This is a genomic window from Rhodococcus sp. T2V (genome assembly GCF_029269925.1).
In the GTDB taxonomy this organism is placed as follows: Bacteria; Actinomycetota; Actinomycetes; order Mycobacteriales; family Mycobacteriaceae; genus Rhodococcus_F; species Rhodococcus_F koreensis.
Map to the genome: position 1 here is coordinate 22069 of NZ_JARJBD010000060.1, position 17151 is coordinate 39219.

Genomic DNA, 17151 nt, shown 5'->3' on the forward strand with positions numbered 1-17151 from the left:
CCCGCGTGGCGTCCAGCCGAATGGGCTGTCGGTGCGCGCGGGTGCACCATGGTCACGCGCCGACGGAGTCGAGGGTCACAGTCACCACCCGCAAGCTCCACGACCTCGACGTCTTCGACGGCGACATCACCGAGGTCAGCGCCGTCGATTCGTGGCCGCGACGCACAAATCTCGAGGATCTGTCGGGCTCCACCGGTCACGCCAACGGAGCTAGTCGACAAGTTGCCGCTACTGTCGTTGTGTGTCTGCAACCCAACGTGCTCGCTCTGGGGTGCCGCTCGACAGGCGGTCGATTGTCCCTACGGTCCCCGGTCTCCCCTGGTGGGGTGTCATTCTCCTGGCCGTCGGAGTCAGCTTTGTCGGATTCGCTGTCGATGCGGCTCGTGGCACCGAACTCACGGCGGCGTTCTCCACCTTCTACTTCCTCGGCTGTGTCCTCGCCGTGGCGGCTGCGGGCAACCGGGCTCTGTTCACCGCGATCGTCCAGCCGCCGCTGATTCTGTTCGTCGCGGTGCCGCTCGGGCAGAGCCTGATCGCGGAGGAGAACAGCACCGCACTGAAAGATCTGGCGATCAACGTTGCGTATCCGCTGGTCAACCGATTCCCGGTGATGCTCGCCGCCACCGTGGTGACGCTGCTGATCGGTGGGCTCCGCCTCTTCCTGTTGCAGCAGCGCAAGACCGGTCCCGCGCGGACCTCGGAGCGTCGCCGTGCGCAGCGGGCGCCCCGCACCGCCCGTCCTCGGCGCGCAGCCGAAGGGTCGGAGCAGTCCCCGCCGGCGCGTCGGGCGCGGGACAGGGACACGGACACCTCGAGGGGTGCCGCACGGGAGCACCCCCGGTCGTCGCGACGGGCAGCCACACCACCGCCCCGCCGCTCGTCCTCGTCAGGCGGGCGCACGGCGCCTCCACCACCGATGGTCGACCGGGCAGCGCAGGCGCCCCGGTCGGCACCGCCGCGGACCACGCAGGCGCCGCGATCGGTCCCGCCGCGGACCATGCCGCGGCCCGACCACGACGTGCCTGCCCACCCCATTCCGCAGGTGCGCTACCGCGACCGGTACGAGCCGCCGTTCGAGTCGGAGCAGCCCCGCTAGAGCGGCGACAGCGCAGGTAGCGGGCCGATCAGGTCCGCGCGGCGCGAAGCTCACGCGGCAGCGCGAAGACCAGCGTCTCGTTGGCCGTGGTGACCGGCTGGACGTCGTGGAATCCGTGCTCGTCGAGCAGATCGATCACACCCCGCACCAGGATTTCCGGCACGGACGCGCCCGACGTGATCCCCACCGTCCGGACACCGTCGAGCCAGGCCGGATCCACTTCGCGGGCGTAGTCGACCAGGTACGACGCCTTCGCGCCCGCACCCAGCGCGACCTCGACGAGGCGAACCGAGTTGGAGGAGTTGCGGGATCCGACGACGATGACGAGATCACACTCGGGGGCCATCGCCTTGACCGCCACCTGACGGTTCTGGGTGGCGTAGCAGATGTCGTCGCTCGGCGGGTCCTGCAGACTCGGGAAACGCTCCCGCAGGCGAGCGACCGTCTGCATCGTCTCGTCGACGCTCAACGTGGTCTGCGACAACCAGATGACCTTCGATTCGTCGCGGACCGTCACGGCGTCGACGGAATCGGGGCCGTCCACGAGCTGCACGTGATCGGGGGCCTCGCCGGCCGTGCCCTCGACTTCCTCGTGGCCCTCGTGGCCGATGAGGAGGATGTCGAAGTCGTCGCGGGCGAAACGCTTGGCTTCCTGGTGGACCTTCGTGACCAGCGGGCACGTGGCGTCGATGGTGCGCAGATTGCGTGCGGCGGCCGATTCGTGGACCGCGGGAGACACGCCGTGCGCGGAGAACACGAGCAGCGCACCCTCGGGAACCTCGTCGGTCTCGTCGACGAAGACCACCCCCTGGTCGCTCAGCGTCTCGACGACGTGCCGGTTGTGGACGATCTCCTTGCGCACGTAGATGGGGGCGCCGTGCTTCTCGAGCGCCTTCTCCACCGTTTCGACGGCGCGGTCCACGCCGGCGCAGTAGCCGCGGGGCTCCGCGAGCAGTACGCGCTTCCCGCCGTCGGCACGCGACGCACCCGAATCTGCCGAACGTGTGATACCCACATTGAGTGGAACAGCCGAAGACATGGTTCCAGACTACGGGTCACCCCGGACGGACGACACTTTCGCGGGGCCTCGGCGGGGTAGTGTGCGCATCGTCGCACCGAAGTCGTCGACGCTGTGGGCACGTCGGCTACCCAAACGTGCCGTTGTCAGGCAGGCTGTGGGAATGATTCGTCCCCCGTTCGTGGCGCGTGTCGCCGCCGGAATCGCCGTGACGGCCGTCGAAGAGGCCAGGAAACTGCCGACCACCGCGGCGACCCTGCCCATGACCGCGGTCAGTCAGGTGCTGCAGACCACGATGCGCGTTCAACAGTCCATGACGGCACTGGCCATCAAGGGCGACCAGGCCTTCGCACTCATCAACTGGACCCACGACGACGAACAGCCCGCCTGGGCCGTCTTCGACGAGGACACCGATCCCGCGCCCGGCGTCGACGGCGCCACCGAGGAGCGGTCTGCCGGACCGGGCCGGTTCGCGCTGTACTCGCTGAGCCCGCAGGACGAGAGCACACCCGAGAAGATCGCGGCCCCGAAGGCGGCACCCGCCGCCACCAACGGCGCCGCCACCACGAAGACGGCGAGCAAGAAGCCCGCCACCACCCGGCCTGCCGTGGCCGAACCCGAGATCGCCGTCGTCCTCGACTACGGCACCCTGACCCTGGCCCAGTTGCGGGCGCGTCTGCGCAGCCTGTCCGTCGAGGACCTCACGGCGCTGCTGGACTACGAGAACGCGACCCTGGCCCGCGCACCGTTCCAGACCATGCTGACCAACCGCATCACCACCGCCAAGGCCAAGTGACCTCCGCACAGCCCCGCGCAGCCAGTACCGGACCGAGTACCGCCGAGCAGCCGTGGCCGGTCCGCACCGTGTCGGCCAAGGTCGCACAGTGGATCGACCGGCTCGGGAGTGTCTGGGTGGAGGGACAGATCACCCAGATCAACGCGCGTCCGGGCACCCGGACGGCGTTTCTGGTGCTGCGCGATCCGTCCGTCGACATGTCGCTGTCGGTGACCTGCTCCCCGCAGTTGCTGCAGAGTTCGCCCGTCCCGCTCACCGAGGGCAGCCGGGTGGTGATGTTCGGCAAATTGTCGTTTTACACCGGCCGCGGGTCGGTCTCGTTGCGGGTCACGGAGATCCGTGCGATCGGGATCGGCGAACTCCTGGCCCGGATCGAACGGTTGCGCGCGCTGCTGGCCGCGGAGGGCCTGTTCGACCCTCGGCTGAAGCGTCCGCTGCCGTTCCTGCCCGGCACCATCGGGTTGATCACCGGTCGCGCGAGCGCCGCCGAGCACGACGTCCTCAGCGTGGCGCAACGCCGCTGGCCCGCCGTGCGCTTCGAGGTGCGCAACACTCCGGTGCAGGGCGCGACCGCGGTGCCGCAGATCCTCGACGCGTTGAAGGAACTGGACGCCGACCCGCACGTCGACGTCATCATCCTCGCGCGCGGCGGCGGCAGCGTGGAGGATCTGCTGCCGTTCTCCGATGAGACGCTGTGCCGGGCGATCGTCGCGTGCCGCACCCCGGTGGTCAGCGCCATCGGCCACGAACCGGACAGTCCGCTCAGCGACCACGTCGCCGACCTGCGGGCCGCGACACCGACGGACGCCGCCAAGCGGGTGGTGCCGGACGCCGTCGCCGAGCAGGCACTCGTCGGCGAACTGCGGTCGCGGAGCGCGGCCGCCCTGCGCAACTGGGTGCAGCGCGAGTCGCATCTGGTCTCCCAGCTGCGCAGCAGGCCGGTCCTCGCGGACCCGTTGCGCGCACTCGACCACCGGTCGGACGAGGTCGAGCGACTACGGGAGGCCGGGCGACGCGACATCAGCCGCGCGATCGCCGCGGAGAGCACCACGATCGAGCACCTCCGGGCACGGCTGACGACCCTCGGGCCCGCCGCGACCCTGGCCCGCGGCTACTCCGTGGTCCAGCGGATCGTGCCGGACGGCGACCCGGAGGTCCTGCGTTCGGTCGACGACGCCCCGCCGGGAACCCAGATTCGCGTTCGAGTCGCCGACGGCGCAATCCGCGCCGCGGTGATGGGAAAGGACAAGTAGGAACATGAGCAACCCCACCGGAAACGACACCGACATCGCGGAACTCGGTTACGAGGCGGCGCGCGACGAGCTCGTCGACGTGGTCAAGGTGCTCGAACAGGGCGGCCTCGACCTCGACGCGTCACTCGCGCTGTGGGAGCGCGGCGAGGCGCTGGCCACACGCTGCGAGGAGCACCTCGCGGGGGCCCGCAAGCGCGTCGAGACTGCCCTCGCCCACGCCGAGGACGAGGGCTGACACCGGTCGTCAGGCGGCGAGGATCGGAGCGTCGGCCGCCGCGGTGGTGAGCTGCTCGAACGCTTCGGGTGACGCACTGCCCGTGACGAGGAGCCGGACGTCGCCGAAATCGGACACCCAGATCGGTTCGACACCCTCCCCGCCGTACACGATCCAGCTGTGACCTGCGACGTCCTCGGTTCCCGTCGCCGTCCGCGGACCACCCGCGACGAACGGCACGAGCACCGTCTCGACGGCGTTGCTCTGCGTCAGCTGGATGTAGCGGCCGGCCTCGGTGATGAATCCGACGGTGCTCGAATCGCCGCCGCCGTCACCGCTGACGATGCTGCGGCTGCCCGAGTTGGGCGTCCAGCCCTCCGGCGTCTCCGGCTTGCGCACCGGGAACGGCAGGTCCTGCGCGTCGTACTTCAGCGCCGCGTCCACGTCGAAGCTGGGAATCGGACCACTCGTGGGTCCGCCCGGGCTGAACGTGCACTGGCTGGCGATACCCGCGATCAGCACACAGAACAGGACAAGGGGTACGAGCGACCACACCATGTCGCGGTTGTTGTGCAGGATGCGGGGTTTATCAGATGCCACGCCCACCAGTATCCAGGGTCGGTCCCGGAACAACGATTCTCGGTCCCCTGATTCGCGCCCCAGCAGCGCACGTCACACATCTTTCTGGGAGAATCAGCAGCGAGATCCACCCGACAATCGGCGGCCGACGGCCACCGACACAGCGTCGACGTACAACGTCGACCGTGACTGCACCAGGAGGCACTGCCCATGACGGCTAGCACCACTTCGAGTCGCCGCGAGGCCCCGGACCGAAATCTTGCTCTGGAATTGGTCCGAGTCACCGAGGCTGGTGCGATGGCTGCCGGTCGCTGGGTCGGCCGTGGCGACAAGGAGGGTGGCGACGGCGCCGCCGTCGACGCCATGCGCCAGCTCGTGAGCTCGGTCTCGATGCGCGGCGTCGTCGTCATCGGCGAGGGCGAGAAGGACGAAGCCCCGATGCTGTTCAACGGCGAAGAGGTCGGCAACGGCGACGGACCGGACTGCGACTTCGCCGTCGACCCGGTGGACGGCACCACCCTGATGTCCAAGGGCATGCCGAACGCGATCTCCGTTCTCGCGGTCGCCGAGCGCGGCGCGATGTTCGACCCGTCCGCCGTGTTCTACATGGAGAAGATCGCCGTCGGACCCGACGCGGCGGATGTCATCGACATCACCGCTCCCGTCGCCGAGAACATCAAGCGGGTCGCGAAGGTCCGCAAGGCGTCCCCCTCCGACGTCACGGTCTGCATCCTCGACCGTCCCCGGCACGCCCGGCTGATCGAAGAGGTCCGGGACACCGGCGCCCGGATCCGCCTCATCTCCGACGGCGACGTCGCGGGTGCGATCGCCGCCGCGCGTCCGGAGTCGGGCACCGACATCCTGCTCGGCACCGGTGGCACGCCCGAGGGCATCATCGCCGCCGCCGCCATGCGCTGTATGGGTGGTTCGCTGCAGGGCCGGCTGGCCCCGACCGACGACGCCGAGCGGCAGAAGGCCATCGACGCAGGCCACGACCTGGACCGCGTGCTGACCACCGAAGATCTCGTGTCCGGTGAGAACGTCTTCTTCTGCGCCACCGGCGTCACGGACGGCGACCTTCTCCGCGGTGTCCGATACTACGGTGGCGGCGCTTCGACGCAGTCGATCGTGATGCGGTCGAAGTCGGGCACCGTCCGCATGATCGACGCGTACCACCGTCTGGAGAAGCTGCGCGAGTACTCGTCCGTGGACTTCACGGGCGAGGACGGCGCCATCCCGCCGACGTTCTAGGCCCTTCGGGCTCGTGCGCCTTTCCGGATGCAGCAGCAACCGGAAAGGCGCACGGGGAGCACCCCCACGACGCGCTCGAAAGTGGCATGTTTGACGCATGACCGAGAGCAACGAGCAGCAGTACCGGATCGAACACGACACCATGGGCGAGGTGCGGGTGCCCGTGGATGCGCTGTGGCGCGCGCAAACTCAGCGCGCCGTCGAGAACTTCCCGATCAGCGGTCGAGGTCTCGAGCGCACCCAGATACGCGCGATGGGTCTGCTGAAGGCAGCCTGTGCGCAGGTCAACAAGGATCTCGGGCTCCTCGACGCCGAGAAGGCGGATGCCATCATCGCCGCGGCCGGCGAGATCGCCGAGGGCAAGCACGACGACCAGTTCCCCATCGATGTCTTCCAGACCGGTTCGGGCACCAGTTCCAACATGAACGCCAACGAGGTGATCGCGTCGATCGCCGCGGCGAACGGTGTGGTCGTCCACCCCAACGACGACGTCAACATGTCGCAGTCGTCGAACGACACCTTCCCCACCGCGACGCACGTCGCGGCAACCGAGTCGGCGGTGAAGGACCTGCTGCCCGCCCTCGACCACCTGCGCCTCGCCCTGCTCGACAAGTCCACCGAGTGGAAGACCGTCGTGAAGTCGGGCCGCACCCACCTCATGGACGCCGTCCCGGTGACGCTCGGTCAGGAGTTCGGCGGGTACGCCCGTCAGATGGAGGCCGGGATGGAGCGGGTGGTGGCCTGTCTGCCGCGGCTCGGTGAGCTGCCCATCGGCGGCACCGCGGTCGGGACGGGACTCAACGCCCCGGACGGATTCGGACCGAAGGTCGTCGCCGAACTGGTCAAGGCGACGGGCGTCGACGCCCTCATCCCGGCGAAGAACAGCTTCGAGGCGCAGGCCGCGCGTGACGGACTGGTAGAGGCTTCCGGCGCGCTGCGCACGATCGCGGTGTCGCTGACCAAGATCGCCAACGACATCCGCTGGATGGGGTCGGGTCCGCTCACCGGTCTCGGCGAGATCCGTCTCCCCGACCTGCAGCCCGGCAGTTCGATCATGCCCGGCAAGGTCAACCCGGTTCTCCCGGAGGCCGCCACCCAGGTTGCCGCACAGGTGGTCGGCAACGACGCCGCGGTCGCCTGGGGCGGTGCGGCGGGCGCCTTCGAACTCAACGTGTATATCCCGATGATGGCGCGGAACCTGCTCGAATCGCTGACGTTGCTGTCCAACGTGTCGCGACTGTTCGCCGACCGGTGCGTCGTGGGGCTCGTCGCGAACACCGAGCACCTCAAGACCCTCGCGGAGTCGTCGCCGTCCATCGTGACGCCGCTGAATTCCGCGATCGGGTACGAGGAGGCCGCGGCCGTCGCCAAACAGGCGCTGAAGGAGAAGAAGACCATCCGCGAGACCGTCGTCGACCGCGGTCTGATCGGCGACAAGCTGACCGAGGAAGAACTCGACAAGCGTCTCGACGTGCTGGCGATGGCGAAGGTGAAGGACTGACCCCGGCCGACGCGAGAGGGCCCGCACTCGAACCGAGTGCGGGCCCTCTCGCATCGAAGTCCTACAGCAGCGCCGACAGCTCGTCGCGGGCCTTCTCGCCCTCGGTGCCGAGGTCGGTGCGTCCGGCGATGTTCCACGAGCGGAGCAGCGGGGCGAACACCTTCTCCCCCTGCTGGGCGGGGTCGTAGATGCCGGCCTCCGCGAGCACCGCGGTGCTGTCGGTTCCGCCGGGCAGTGCCACGCTCGGCACGTCGAACGCGGCGATCCGCGAGGCGATGGCGCGCATCGTCTGGTCGGGCACCAGCTCGAACGCCGCCTCGACGACGTTCCGGTAGAACAGCGACTGCAGTTCGTCGTCCGACGCCAGTCGCTCGGCGATCACGGCCACCAGCGGGTCCTCACCGAGCGCGGCCGTGTTGTGATGACGCACGGCCGCGGCCTTCTCCTCGAATGCAGAGTTCGCGAGCATCTCGATCAGATGCATCGGCGGCATCGCGTAACCGCGGACCATCTCGTCCATCCGGGCGCGCTCGAGGGCGACAGGATCGACGGCGCGCGTCACCATCAGGTAGTTCCGCAGCACGATGGAGTGCCGGTTCTCCTCCGCGGTCCAGCGGCCGACCCAGCGCCACCACGGGCCCACCAGGGCCAGGTGCTTGGCGATCTCACGGTGGTATGCGGGCACGTTGTCGGCCACCAGCACGCCCACCGTCAGCGCGAGCGCCTCGACATCGCTCAGGGTCGACTGATCTGCCGACCAATCCGTTCCACCCATGAACGCGAAGTTCTTGCCCTGGTCCCACGGAACCAGATCGTGCGGCTGCCAGCCGTCCGCCTCGGCGATGTGGCGCGTGAGGTTTTCGTCCACCACCGGGGCCAGCTCACTGAGCAGCTGCGAGTCGTTTTTTTCAATCGGCATCCGCACACCGTAGCGTCCGCGGCCCGGAGCCGGGTCGACCACCGGTGGATTCGACGTGAACAACGCCGGCGTTGTGACGAAAACATCCAGGTCATGGGCTTGCGGTCGTTACGCTGGCAGTTCACGGCTTCCCCGGGCCCGAGCAGAGGATCACCAATGCGCAGACTTCGGAACCTGACGATACTTCTCTCGGCTCTCGCTCTCGGCGGGTCACTCGTGACCGGGTGCGGCTCCGACGCGGACGACGCAGGATCCGCCGACGCGTCCGGCGCCAATCCCACCTCGGAGTCCTCCGGCCCGCCCAACCCGGCCGCCGTCGCGGGCGTCGACATTCCCGACGGCCAGATCGACGATGCCGTGGGCCGCCTCGACGACCTGGCGAACGAGTTGATGGAGAGCTCCGGACTGCCGGGCATGGCGGTCGCCGTCGTCCACGGCGGGCGGACCGTCTACGCGAAGGGATTCGGGGTGCGCGAGGCGGGCACCGATCAGAAGGTGGACGCCGACACCGTGTTCCAACTGGCGTCGATGTCGAAGTCGGTGGGGTCGACGGTGGTGGCCCGTCAGGTCGATGCCGGCGTCGTCGGCTGGGACACTCCCGTGGTGTCCAAGCTGCCCGGTTTCGCCCTCGCCGACCCGTGGGTCACCGAGCACGTCACGGTGGGCGATCTGTACTCACACCGGTCGGGCTTGCCCGATCATGCCGGCGACCGCCTCGAGGACCTGGGGTACGACCAGCAGCAGGTGCTCGACAAACTCCGGCTCGACCCGCTGAACCCGTTCCGGATCACCTACGAGTACACCAACTTCGGTCTCACTGCGGCGGCCGAGGCCGTCGCGGCGGCATCGGGGACGGATTGGGCGACGCTCTCCGAGCAGGCGATCTACGGGCCGCTGGGAATGTCGGCCACGAGTTCGCGGTTCGCCGACTACGAGGCCCGCAGCGACCGCGCCGTCGCGCACCAACTCGTCGACGGCAAGTACGTCGCCGATGCGGTACGCAACCCCGACGCGCAGTCCCCTGCAGGCGGGGTGAGCTCGTCCGTCAACGACATGGGCAAATGGCTGGCAATGCTGCTGGCCGACGGAACGTTCGAGGGCAAGGAGATCGTCTCCCCCGAGGCGCTGCAACCGGCGGTCAGTCCTCAGATCGTGTCCAGCCCACCGCGTTCGATGGACAGCCGTCCGGGATCGTACGGTTACGGGTTCAACGTCTCGACCACCCCGGCCGGCCGGGTCTCCCTCAGCCACTCCGGCGGGTTCCAGCTCGGGGTGGCGACGAACTTCGTCGCGATACCGTCCGCCGACGTCGCGATCGTCGCGCTGACCAACGGGTCGCCCATCGGAATTCCCGAGACCCTCACCGCCGAGTTCGCCGACCTCGTCCAGTTCGGGGAGATCCGCGAGGACTGGAGATCGTTGTACCGGCAGGCCATCTCGCCGATGTCCGAGCCCGAGGGCAGTCTCGTCGGCCAGACGGCCCCCGCGAATCCGGCGCCACCGCAGCCGCTGCCGATCTACGCGGGCACGTACAACAACCCGTACTGGGGGCCCGCGGTCGTCACCGAGAGCAACGGCGCACTGACGCTCGGGCTCGGGCCCGCCGGGCAGACACACCGCCTGACCCACTGGGACGGCGACACCTTCACCTTCACGCTCAGCGGGGAGAACGCCCCGCCCGGAACCATCTCGAAGGCCACGTTCGCCGGCAACGACGTCACACTCGAGTACTACGACACGGAAGGCACGGGGACGTTCGTCCGCTGAGCCCGACACAACCGACGGGGAGAAGATCATGAACACGAACTCGCATGCACCGACGGGAACCGATCGCACGGAGACGGCGGATATCCACGTGGTCCGGGCATTCCTGGACGCCCTCGTCGCCGGCGATCCGGACACCGCGCAGCAGTATCTCCACGACGACATCGTGTGGCACAACGTGTCGCTGCCGAAGATCCGCGGCATCGGCGCCGTCATGCGGATCTTCCGCGGAATGAGCCGTCCCGGTTTCGGATTCGACGTGCGCCTGCACCACATCGCCGACGACGGAACGGCCGTGCTGACCGAACGCACCGACGTCCTGATCTACAAGCGGCTGCGCAGCGAATTCTGGGTGTGCGGCACGTTCGAGATGAGGGATGGCAAGATCGCCGTCTGGCGCGACTACTTCAGCAACCGGGATGTCCTGTGGGGCACGCTCAAAGGCATCGTGAAGGCGTTCTGACGTATCCGCCCGATGTCGCCTCGGTTCGTTCGGACCGTGGTGACATCGGGCGGATCACGCTGCGGGGCAGTCGCCTACGGCGTCGGCCCGAACTCCTCCAGCATCTCCGTCACGAGCGCCGCGATCGGCGAACGCTCACTGCGGGTCAACGTGATGTGCGCGAACAGCGGATGCCCCTTGAGCTTCTCGATCACCGCGGCCACACCGTCGTGACGTCCGACCCTCAGATTGTCGCGCTGGGCGACGTCGTGGGTGAGGATCACCCGCGACCCGGTACCCAGCCGGGACAGCACCGTGAGCAGCACGTTGCGTTCCAGCGACTGCGCCTCGTCCACGATCACGAACGAATCGTGCAGCGACCGTCCGCGAATGTGCGTGAGCGGCAGAACTTCCAGCATTCCACGGCTGATCACCTCGTCCATCACCTCGGTGCTGGCCAGCCCGTCGAGAGTGTCGAAGACCGCCTGGGCCCATGGACCCATCTTCTCGCTCTCACTGCCCGGCAGATAGCCGAGTTCCTGGCCGCCCACCGCGTAGAGCGGCCGGAAGACAACGACTTTCCGCTGAGTGCGACGCTCGAGCACCGCCTCCAGCCCCGCCGTCAACGCCAGCGCCGACTTGCCGGTGCCCGCCTTGCCGCCCAGCGACACGATGCCCACACTGTCGTCCAGCAGGATGTCGAGGGCGATCCGCTGCTCGGCCGAACGTCCGTGCAGGCCGAACGCCTCCCGCTCGCCCCGCACCAGCTGCACCCGCTTGTCGGCGTTCACGCGGCCCAGCGCACTCGACGAACCTCCCAGCAGCCGAATACCCGTGTGGCACGGAAGCTCTCGGGCCTCCTCCAGATCGACGACGCCTTCGGAGAACAATTCGTCGATCGACGAGGACGCCACGTCCAACTCGGTCATTCCCGTCCAACCCGACGGAACGACGTCGTGGGCGTGGTACTCGTCGGCCGGGAGCCCCACCGCACCGGCCTTCACCCGCAGCGGGATGTCCTTGCTGACCAGGACGACGTCACCGCCCTCGGCCTCGAGGTTCAGTGCGCAGGCCAGGATCCTCGAATCGTTGCTGTCCGTGCGGAATCCGACCGGCAGAACCGACGGGTCGGTGTGATTCAGCTCGACCTGCAGGGTGCCGCCGTCCGTGCCGATCGGCACGGGCTGGTCGAGTCGACCGTACTCGAGACGGAGGTCGTCGAGCATGCGCAGCGATTCTCTTGCGAACCATCCCAACTCGTGGTGATGCCGCTTCCCTTCGAGCTCGCTGATCACAACGAGGGGAAGCACCACGCGGTGCTCGGCGAACCTGGTGACGGCCCAGGGGTCGGACAGCAGTACGGAGGTGTCGAGTACGAACGTACGCACTGCAGAATCCGAAGATTTCCTGGGGGCGGCGGACGAACGTCCGACGCGGGCTGAGACGGAGCGTGAAGCAGTCACGTTGGCTCCTAGGTCTGCGTGGCACCCACGCAAACTCGGTTCGCTGGACCGGTCCGTCCCTGGTGTGTCACCACACGAGGGCCGGGCGCCGGCCCCCTCGCACTGAGTGTGTCAGCCACGATCAGGACCTCCCGTACAAGCAACTTCCCCGCTGCCTGTTACCCCCGACGGTACTGCCAAACACGCCGATCGGCTGACCGAGCGGCGGGCGTGTCGGTGAACAACTGGTTACACGGAGAAGGCGCTTCGCGCCCGTGCGCGGTTAACGAGTCTCTGCAGTCGTCAACCACGCACGGGCGGCGGAGCCGCCTAGATCAGGCGCCAGTCCTCGAGGCCCTCGTACAGCGGGAAGTCGGCGGCGAGCTTCGACACGCGGGCCTTCAGCGTCTCGACGTCGGACGGACCGGCGAGCGCGGTGCCGATGATGTCGGCGACCTCGGTGAACTGCTCGTCGCCGAATCCGCGGGACGCGAGCGCGGCGGTGCCGATCCGGAGACCGGACGTGACCATCGGCGGGCGCGGGTCGAACGGCACGGCGTTGCGGTTGACAGTGATGCCGACCTCGTGGAGGAGGTCCTCACCCTGCTGGCCGTCGAGCTGCGAGTTGCGCAGGTCGACGAGCACGAGGTGCACGTCGGTACCGCCGGTGAGGACGCTGACGCCCTTGTCCACGACGTCCGAGCCGGTCAGGCGCTCGGCGAGGATCTTCGCACCGGTGAGGGTGCGCTGCTGACGATCCTTGAACTCGTCGGTGCCTGCGATCTTCAGGGAGACGGCCTTGGCGGCGATGGCGTGCATCAGCGGCCCACCCTGCTGACCGGGGAACACGGCGGAGTTGAGCTTCTTCGCCCACTCCTGCTTGGCCAGGATCAGGCCGGAGCGGGGCCCGCCGAGCGTCTTGTGGACGGTGCTGGACACGACGTCGGCGTAGGGCACGGGCGACGGGTGCAGCCCGGCCGCGACCAGGCCCGCGAAGTGCGCCATGTCGACCCACAGGTACGCACCGACCTCGTCGGCGATCGACCGGAACGCGGCGAAGTCCTCGTGCCGCGGGTACGCGGACCAGCCGGCGACGATGACCTTCGGCTGCGCGGCGACGGCGATCTTGCGGACCTCGTCCATGTCGATGCGGTGGTCTTCCTTGCTGACCCCGTACGACTCGACGTCGTAGAGCTTGCCGGAGAAGTTCAGCTTCATGCCGTGCGTGAGGTGGCCGCCGTGCGCCAGATCGAGGCCGAGGAGCTTCTCGCCCGGGTTCATCAGGGCCATCAGGACCGCTGCGTTGGCCTGCGCGCCGGAGTGCGGCTGGACGTTCGCGAAGTCGGCGCCGAACAGTTCCTTCGCCCGGGTGCGGGCGAGGTCCTCGACGACGTCGACGTGCTCGCAGCCGCCGTAGTAGCGGCGTCCCGGGTAGCCCTCGGCGTACTTGTTGGTGAGGACGCTGCCCTGTGCCTGGAGGACGGCGCGGGGAACGAAGTTCTCCGAGGCGATCATCTCCAGCGTGTCGCGCTGACGGGCCAGCTCACCTGCCATGGCCTGGGCGACTTCGGGGTCGAGTTCGGCGAGGGGGGCCGTGTTGACGTCGGTACCGGGCACAGCGGTCATCGAGGAATCTCCAAGCTGGATGCGGAAACGAATGCTCCCAGTCTACGAACTATCCGTGAGGACTTCCTAACCGCCCGCGGTGAGGTATCCCTCACCGGCACGCAGGACGCTGGGAACGAGCGGCTCGTCGAGCAGTCGGCGGAACCGTTCCGACCGTTCCGCGCCGACGGGCACCTCGGCCAGCCAGCCCCCGAGCAGGCGGTACCCCTCCACGTACGTGCTGGTGTACGCCCGCCACAGCGGGGAGGACAGGAAGCGCAGCGACTGCCGGGCCCGCTCGGGGGTCGACAGGCTCCACCGCTGCAGGAACGCCGCGACGTCGTCGTGGCTGCGGCCTTCGTCGTGCAGCATCATCGCCGCGTCCTGCCGCACCCCGAGCAGCTGTCCGGACGCACCGGACAGGCGTTGCGCCTGCTCACCGTCGAATCGCAGACCGAGGTCGGCGTAGATTTCCTGCGCCCACAGCCCCCAGTCGGACCCGACGATCGATTCGAGCGCGAGGTCGGCGAGGCCCTCGGCCATCAGGCACTGCGGGGTGTTGACGACGAACAACGTCTGCTCGAGTTGTCCGGCGCCGACGAGTCCGGCTTCCTTCCGGCAGTGCTCGGTGTGGTGGCCCGGGTACGACTCGTGTGCGATGAGCCGCGGCAGGTTCGCCATGTGCTGCTCGAGGTCCGAGTTGATCGCGACCTTCGAGCGGTAGTCGCCGAGGTAGTAGTTGAACCCGGACCACGGCTTGTCGCCCACGACCTCGTACTCCACCACCTCCGAGTCGGGCAGCGCGTAGTGCTGCCGCACGAGGTCGCGCAGGGCGCTCGAGAAGGCGTCGACGCATTCCTGCAACCGGTCGGCGGGAATCGCGTCCTTCGCCCGGTGCACCCGGACGCGTTCGGCCAGCGGTCCCGGTCCGGGCAGCACGGCGTCCATCTTCCGGTGCGCCTCCCGGTACTGGTCCTCGTCGCCGCGTTCGATGCGGACGTCGAAGTACGCCTCGACCTCGTCGACGAAGCCGACGTCGTCACCGGCGAATTTGCGCCCCGAGCATTCGAGCGCGCGCAGGTGGACGTCGAGGAACCGGGTTCGCTCCTCGGACAGTCCCGCCGAGGGCAACTCGGCGCGGAGGTTCGCCGCCGTGCGGGCGAGGTCCCTCGGATCGGGCTTCGGCGCGTTCTCCACCTGCCTGCGCAGCGCCGGATCGCCGGTGTACGCGTCGACGAATCCTTCCTCCAGCCGATCGAAACCCAGCCCGAGCAGCAAGTATTCGCGAACGAACGAATCGGATTCCATGCCGTCCGACCTTAGTCGCAGACGCGTCTGCCTGACCCGCCGACAGCGCAACCTGTGGCACCAAGCACAATCCGACTATGCAACCGCTACTCGCCAGCGCGACGACGACGGCAGAGATTCTGGGCACGGACCGCTCACTCCCCCGTGTACCCGAGTGTGAGCGGAACTGATGGCGCGGACGAGCGAGTCCAGTCCGTACGTCGAATTCGACCGGAAGCAGTGGCGCACACTGCGTAAGTCGACGCCGCTCGTCCTCACCGAGGAAGAGCTGTACGGACTGCGGGGCCTCGGCGAGCAGATCGACCTCGAGGAGGTCGCGGAGGTTTACCTGCCGCTGTCGCGTCTCATCCACCTACAGGTGGCGGCCCGGCAGCGACTGTTCGCCGCGACCGCGACGTTCCTCGGCGAAAAGCATCCCGACCAGCAGGTGCCGTTCGTGATCGGCGTCGCGGGCAGCGTGGCGGTCGGCAAGTCCACCACGGCGCGTGTCCTGCAGGCGCTCCTCGCGCGCTGGGAGCACCATCCCCGTGTCGACCTGGTGACGACGGACGGCTTCCTGTACCCGACGGCAGAATTGAACCGCCGCGGGATCATGCACCGCAAGGGCTTTCCCGAGAGTTACGACCGCCGCAAGCTGCTGCGGTTCGTCACCGAGGTGAAGTCGGGGGCCGAAGAAGTGGCCGCACCGGTCTATTCGCACATCTCGTACGACATCATCCCCGGCCAGTACCACCTGATCCGGCAGCCGGACATCCTCATCATCGAGGGTCTCAACGTGCTGCAGACCGGTCCGCGGCTGATGGTGTCGGACCTGTTCGACTTCTCGATCTACGTCGACGCCCGGATCGAGGACATCGAGAACTGGTACATCCAGCGATTTCTCGCGCTGCGGAAGACGTCGTTCTCCGACCCCGACGCGCATTTCCACCACTACGCCGGACTGTCCGACCGGGACGCGACGTCTGCCGCGCAGGAGATCTGGCACAACATCAACCGGCCGAATCTGGTGGAGAACATCCTGCCGACGCGTCCGCGCGCGACGCTCGTGCTCCGCAAGGATGCCAATCATTCGATCAACCGGCTGCGCCTGCGGAAGCTGTAGGTGAGTGGCGAAGTGTGTTCCGGCACGCTTCGCCGCTCACGTCAGACGCCGAAGCGGCGGTGCCGGGCGGCGTAGTCACGCAGCGCCCGGAGGAAGTCGACGCGGCGGAACTCCGGCCAGTACGCCTCCGTGAACCAGATCTCCGAGTACGCGCTCTGCCACAGCAGGAACCCCGACAGCCGCTGTTCCCCCGACGTGCGGATCACGAGGTCGGGGTCGGGTTGGCCGGAGGTGTAGAGGTGGCCGTCGATGCCGTCGATGGTGATCGATTTCACGAGTTCGTCACCCGACAGTCCGGCGAGGAGTTTCTCGCTGAGCAGCGACTGCACGGCGTCCGCGATCTCCTGGCGCCCGCCGTAGCCGATCGCGACGTTGACGTGGGTGCCGGTGCGACCCTCGGTTCCGGCGGCCGCGTCGCGCAGTCGGCGGGACTGTTCGGCGGGCAGGAGATCGAGGGCGCCGACGATCTTGACGCTCCAGTTCTTGTCCGGTCCCGAGATCTCTTCGACGACGTCGGTGATGATCTCGAGCAGGGTGTCGAGTTCCTCGGGGTCGCGGCGCAGGTTCTCGGTGGACAACAGGTAGATGGTGGCCATCTCGATGCCCGCGGCGTCGCACCAGCCGAGCATCTCGGAGATCTTCAGGGCGCCCATGCGGTGGCCGTGGCTGACGTCCTCGAAGCCGTTCTCCCGGGCCCACCGCCGGTTGCCGTCGCACATCACGGCTATGTGCCGGGGGTGCTGTAGACCGTCGAGCCGCTTCAGTAGCCGACGCTCGTAGATGCTGTACAGCAGTCCTCGCGCACTCACCTGGAGATCACCATGACACGCAAGACTACGCCGCAGCCGTAGGCGATCCGCG

16 protein-coding genes and 1 pseudogene are annotated in these 17151 nt (G+C 68.2%); 10 read left to right on the forward strand and 7 right to left on the reverse strand.

What is annotated here, in order from left to right; translation table 11 throughout:
* Nucleotides 1-65: 65 nt before the first annotated feature.
* Nucleotides 66-215 (forward strand): annotated as a pseudogene (locus tag P3H15_RS35740) (DNA recombination protein RmuC); the annotation flags it as partial.
* Between the two features lie 26 nt (nucleotides 216-241).
* A complete protein-coding gene (locus tag P3H15_RS35745) occupies nucleotides 242-1096 on the forward strand; it encodes a DUF6542 domain-containing protein (RefSeq protein ID WP_276141578.1) in 855 nt (284 codons plus the stop codon).
* Between the two features lie 28 nt (nucleotides 1097-1124).
* Here the strand turns inward: P3H15_RS35745 and P3H15_RS35750 are convergent, their stop codons facing one another.
* Complete coding sequence (locus P3H15_RS35750) at nucleotides 1125-2135, reverse strand: 4-hydroxy-3-methylbut-2-enyl diphosphate reductase (protein WP_072940657.1); 1011 nt, start codon at nucleotides 2133-2135, stop codon at nucleotides 1125-1127.
* A 142-nt stretch (nucleotides 2136-2277) separates the two neighbouring features.
* On the opposite strand from P3H15_RS35750, the gene P3H15_RS35755 reads away from it, so the two are divergent.
* From P3H15_RS35755 to P3H15_RS35765, 3 genes are read left to right on the forward strand one after another with little or no spacing between them, the layout of a single operon-like run.
* Entirely contained in the window at nucleotides 2278-2910 is a 633-nt protein-coding gene (locus P3H15_RS35755; RefSeq protein ID WP_276141579.1) for a lipid droplet-associated protein, read from the forward strand.
* Nucleotides 2907-4163, forward strand: coding sequence for an exodeoxyribonuclease VII large subunit (xseA, locus tag P3H15_RS35760; RefSeq protein ID WP_276141580.1), 1257 nt, complete (start codon nucleotides 2907-2909; stop codon nucleotides 4161-4163). The genes P3H15_RS35755 and xseA overlap by 4 nt, the downstream gene beginning before the upstream one ends.
* A gap of 4 nt (nucleotides 4164-4167) precedes the next feature.
* Nucleotides 4168-4398: an exodeoxyribonuclease VII small subunit gene (locus P3H15_RS35765; RefSeq protein WP_276141581.1), complete on the forward strand. Its 231-nt coding sequence runs from the start codon at nucleotides 4168-4170 to the stop codon at nucleotides 4396-4398.
* A 9-nt stretch (nucleotides 4399-4407) separates the two neighbouring features.
* Here the strand turns inward: P3H15_RS35765 and P3H15_RS35770 are convergent, their stop codons facing one another.
* Nucleotides 4408-4977: a DUF4245 domain-containing protein gene (locus P3H15_RS35770; RefSeq protein WP_009479114.1), complete on the reverse strand. Its 570-nt coding sequence runs from the start codon at nucleotides 4975-4977 to the stop codon at nucleotides 4408-4410.
* A gap of 189 nt (nucleotides 4978-5166) precedes the next feature.
* On the opposite strand from P3H15_RS35770, the gene glpX reads away from it, so the two are divergent.
* Both glpX and P3H15_RS35780 read left to right on the forward strand, forming a co-directional pair.
* Nucleotides 5167-6207: a class II fructose-bisphosphatase gene (gene glpX / locus P3H15_RS35775; protein ID WP_015889665.1), complete on the forward strand. Its 1041-nt coding sequence runs from the start codon at nucleotides 5167-5169 to the stop codon at nucleotides 6205-6207.
* A gap of 97 nt (nucleotides 6208-6304) precedes the next feature.
* A complete protein-coding gene (locus P3H15_RS35780) occupies nucleotides 6305-7708 on the forward strand; it encodes a class II fumarate hydratase (protein WP_276141582.1) in 1404 nt (467 codons plus the stop codon).
* Nucleotides 7709-7769: 61 nt separating this feature from the next.
* Here P3H15_RS35780 and P3H15_RS35785 read toward each other — a convergent pair whose 3' ends face one another.
* A complete protein-coding gene (locus tag P3H15_RS35785) occupies nucleotides 7770-8627 on the reverse strand; it encodes an acyl-ACP desaturase (protein ID WP_276141583.1) in 858 nt (285 codons plus the stop codon).
* Between the two features lie 156 nt (nucleotides 8628-8783).
* Here P3H15_RS35785 and P3H15_RS35790 point away from each other — a divergent pair, with 156 nt between their 5' ends.
* Both P3H15_RS35790 and P3H15_RS35795 read left to right on the forward strand, forming a co-directional pair.
* Nucleotides 8784-10394 carry a serine hydrolase gene (locus P3H15_RS35790; RefSeq protein WP_276141584.1) on the forward strand — a complete coding sequence of 537 codons (1611 nt, stop codon included), beginning with the start codon at nucleotides 8784-8786 and terminating at the stop codon, nucleotides 10392-10394.
* 28 nt (nucleotides 10395-10422) lie between these two features.
* Complete coding sequence (locus P3H15_RS35795; RefSeq protein WP_276141585.1) at nucleotides 10423-10854, forward strand: limonene-1,2-epoxide hydrolase family protein; 432 nt, start codon at nucleotides 10423-10425, stop codon at nucleotides 10852-10854.
* A gap of 74 nt (nucleotides 10855-10928) precedes the next feature.
* On the opposite strand, the gene P3H15_RS35800 is transcribed toward P3H15_RS35795, so the two are convergent.
* The 3 genes from P3H15_RS35800 to P3H15_RS35810 all read right to left on the reverse strand — a co-directional run bounded on the left by P3H15_RS35800 (nucleotide 10929) and on the right by P3H15_RS35810 (nucleotide 15188).
* Nucleotides 10929-12296, reverse strand: coding sequence for a PhoH family protein (locus tag P3H15_RS35800; RefSeq protein ID WP_276141586.1), 1368 nt, complete (start codon nucleotides 12294-12296; stop codon nucleotides 10929-10931).
* Between the two features lie 309 nt (nucleotides 12297-12605).
* A complete protein-coding gene (gene glyA / locus P3H15_RS35805) occupies nucleotides 12606-13901 on the reverse strand; it encodes a serine hydroxymethyltransferase (protein ID WP_276141587.1) in 1296 nt (431 codons plus the stop codon).
* A 66-nt stretch (nucleotides 13902-13967) separates the two neighbouring features.
* The gene (locus tag P3H15_RS35810; RefSeq protein ID WP_276141588.1) at nucleotides 13968-15188 is read right to left on the reverse strand and encodes a DUF885 domain-containing protein; all 1221 of its coding nucleotides are present in this window, start codon (nucleotides 15186-15188) and stop codon (nucleotides 13968-13970) included.
* A 169-nt stretch (nucleotides 15189-15357) separates the two neighbouring features.
* Here P3H15_RS35810 and coaA point away from each other — a divergent pair, with 169 nt between their 5' ends.
* Nucleotides 15358-16290 (forward strand): type I pantothenate kinase, encoded by a 933-nt coding sequence (gene coaA, locus P3H15_RS35815; protein WP_005238987.1) that lies wholly within the window; start codon nucleotides 15358-15360, stop codon nucleotides 16288-16290.
* 41 nt (nucleotides 16291-16331) lie between these two features.
* Here coaA and P3H15_RS35820 read toward each other — a convergent pair whose 3' ends face one another.
* Nucleotides 16332-17099 (reverse strand): isoprenyl transferase, encoded by a 768-nt coding sequence (locus tag P3H15_RS35820; protein WP_072940685.1) that lies wholly within the window; start codon nucleotides 17097-17099, stop codon nucleotides 16332-16334.
* Nucleotides 17100-17151: the final 52 nt, after the last annotated feature.

Excerpts from the sequence above, each read along its gene's own strand:
- P3H15_RS35755 (WP_276141579.1), top strand. The coding sequence starts at position 2,278 with ATGATTCGTCCCCCGTTCGTGGCGCGTGTCGCCGCCGGAATCGCCGTG.
- P3H15_RS35785 (WP_276141583.1), bottom strand. The coding sequence starts at position 8,627 with ATGCCGATTGAAAAAAACGACTCGCAGCTGCTCAGTGAGCTGGCCCCG.
- P3H15_RS35780 (WP_276141582.1), top strand. The coding sequence starts at position 6,305 with ATGACCGAGAGCAACGAGCAGCAGTACCGGATCGAACACGACACCATG.
- glyA (WP_276141587.1), bottom strand. The coding sequence starts at position 13,901 with ATGACCGCTGTGCCCGGTACCGACGTCAACACGGCCCCCCTCGCCGAA.
- coaA (WP_005238987.1), top strand. The coding sequence starts at position 15,358 with ATGGCGCGGACGAGCGAGTCCAGTCCGTACGTCGAATTCGACCGGAAG.
- P3H15_RS35810 (WP_276141588.1), bottom strand. The coding sequence starts at position 15,188 with ATGGAATCCGATTCGTTCGTTCGCGAATACTTGCTGCTCGGGCTGGGT.
- P3H15_RS35790 (WP_276141584.1), top strand. The coding sequence starts at position 8,784 with ATGCGCAGACTTCGGAACCTGACGATACTTCTCTCGGCTCTCGCTCTC.
- glpX (WP_015889665.1), top strand. The coding sequence starts at position 5,167 with ATGACGGCTAGCACCACTTCGAGTCGCCGCGAGGCCCCGGACCGAAAT.
- P3H15_RS35750 (WP_072940657.1), bottom strand. The coding sequence starts at position 2,135 with ATGTCTTCGGCTGTTCCACTCAATGTGGGTATCACACGTTCGGCAGAT.
- P3H15_RS35795 (WP_276141585.1), top strand. The coding sequence starts at position 10,423 with ATGAACACGAACTCGCATGCACCGACGGGAACCGATCGCACGGAGACG.
- P3H15_RS35765 (WP_276141581.1), top strand. The coding sequence starts at position 4,168 with ATGAGCAACCCCACCGGAAACGACACCGACATCGCGGAACTCGGTTAC.